Origin of the sequence: Marinobacterium profundum (assembly GCF_001528745.1) — a bacterium.
Lineage (GTDB): Bacteria > Pseudomonadota > Gammaproteobacteria > Pseudomonadales > Balneatricaceae > Marinobacterium_A > Marinobacterium_A profundum.
On record NZ_BCNS01000200.1, the window covers coordinates 1 to 1,656 of the forward strand.

The 1,656-nt window shown below is 50.2% G+C and carries 3 protein-coding genes; 2 read left to right on the forward strand and 1 reads right to left on the reverse strand.

The features are described 5' to 3' along the window. Nucleotides 1-235 precede the first annotated feature (235 nt). The gene (locus tag MPRO_RS21935; RefSeq protein WP_067298330.1) at nt 236-508 is read left to right on the forward strand and encodes a type II toxin-antitoxin system Phd/YefM family antitoxin; all 273 of its coding nucleotides are present in this window, start codon (nt 236-238) and stop codon (nt 506-508) included. Further along, nucleotides 489-761 (forward strand): Txe/YoeB family addiction module toxin, encoded by a 273-nt coding sequence (locus MPRO_RS21940; RefSeq protein WP_067298331.1) that lies wholly within the window; start codon nt 489-491, stop codon nt 759-761. Before MPRO_RS21935 ends, MPRO_RS21940 begins: the two co-directional genes overlap by 20 nt. Nucleotides 762-1,215: 454 nt before the next feature. Here MPRO_RS21940 and MPRO_RS26230 read toward each other — a convergent pair whose 3' ends face one another. Beyond that, entirely contained in the window at nt 1,216-1,476 is a 261-nt protein-coding gene (locus MPRO_RS26230; RefSeq protein WP_067298332.1) for a hypothetical protein, read from the reverse strand. Nucleotides 1,477-1,656: the final 180 nt, after the last annotated feature.

Sequence of the window (1,656 nt, forward strand, 5' to 3'; positions counted from 1 at the left end):
TTTATTATGTTCGTCACTGTTTATATTGTCTTCGTGTGCTTTTTTTTTTTCAAGCAGAAGACGGCATACGAGATGCTCAGGAGTTTCGTGTGCTCGGAGATGGGTATAAGCATCAGGGCTGCTAACATCGGCTTTACCCGAACAAGTCCATCATCCCGCTAGAATCTCCTGTGCTTGGCCTTGTTAGGCCACCGCGATATACTTGTACGGAGTTCCCGTACGTAATGGTGAAATTATGAATATCGTCAGTGTAAATAAATTCAGAGACAACCTGAAAAGCCTTGTAGAGCAGGTTGTTAGCAGACACGAACCCCTCAAGGTCACACGTCGTGCAGGAGAAGCGTTCGTGATCATGAGCGCTGAGGACTGGGAAAGGGAGCAAGAAACACTGTATGTTCTTCAGAATCGAGACCTGATGCAACAGATTGCGACCTCCCTTGATACTCATAACCGTGGCCAAGGATACACACCTGATGATGAGCAGATGAATGAGATCACTGGTATTTGAGGGCAGCACTTGGGAGGCATATGAAAAAATGCGCGAGAAGGACAAGAAACTGCACAAAGCTCTCTGCAAACTGCTGAAAGAAATGCTCCGCTCTGACGACCCATCAAGTGGCATCGGCAAACCTGAGCCACTTAAACATAACCTGTCAGGCTTGTGGTCAAGGCGCATCTCACAGCAGGATAGGCTCATATACCGATTCGACGACAGATCAATTTATATTTTCGCCATTGGCGGGCATTACGACCAGCCCTAACGGCTGGCTCCGGGGACAGTATAGCAATTTCCAGTTACGACTTTACATTCGGCCCCGGACGCTTTGGGGCGAGTACCTTTCCAGTAACTGTCTCAGTGCTCAACGAAGTCACTACCGCCCAATGGCCTGCCTGTTCTCGCAATTTCACGGGGTCTGGTCTGAATTTCACGGGGTCTGGTCTTGCCTTTTGCTCCCAGATGAGAAGCAAGCGTAAAAGACAAGACCCCTGAGCAGTGCCAAATGGCGTTCGCAGGTCACAGGTCTTGCCTTTTGCCCTTCTGATAATCCGGCTTACCCTCGAATAGTGCAGACCGAAGAACTCCCCCTATTGCTTTCATACTATATCCACCACTGGCATACGTTTGAACAATAGCCTCGTTACGTGATGAAGCCTCATCGACGTAGTGTTTCAAGGGTTTTGCAAGCGGGCGCCGCTGCGTCGAGGGTATTTCAGTTAAGCAGTCCGCTGAATACGTTTCTGCATCTCATCGACGAACTGCTCGCTGCCAAGGTACACCTGGTTGCGCAGTTGACTCCAGGGCGAGGGTTGATGCTTGCCATCGGCAACGAATCGCTCATAACGCTCAATCGCCAGGTCACGCCGCTCATCAAAAGCCGCAAGAATCCAGTCTATATCAAGTGTATTCAGATCAGGCTCGTAGCCGACTGTCGCCCGGTAACTGCGCCACGGCCAGAAACCAGCGCCTGTCGTCATCGGTCTCGAAGATCAACTCACGTCGATTGCCCCGCGAGGTCACATGGTATAGAGCACCTGCGAACTCCAATCGTAGCGGTCTGGCCATCCTTGGCTCCTTTCCGTGTATTGATTAAAGAGTATAGGATTTATGCGAAAGCATAGAGTCCGAGGGATTTCCCTTATCCAAATCTAACCGTG

What these genes read in the sequence shown, in the direction of transcription:
- MPRO_RS21935 (WP_067298330.1), top strand. Translation starts at nt 236, where the DNA reads ATGAATATCGTCAGTGTAAATAAATTCAGAGACAACCTGAAAAGCCTT.
- MPRO_RS21940 (WP_067298331.1), top strand. Translation starts at nt 489, where the DNA reads ATGAGATCACTGGTATTTGAGGGCAGCACTTGGGAGGCATATGAAAAA.
- MPRO_RS26230 (WP_067298332.1), bottom strand. Translation starts at nt 1,476, where the DNA reads ATGACGACAGGCGCTGGTTTCTGGCCGTGGCGCAGTTACCGGGCGACA.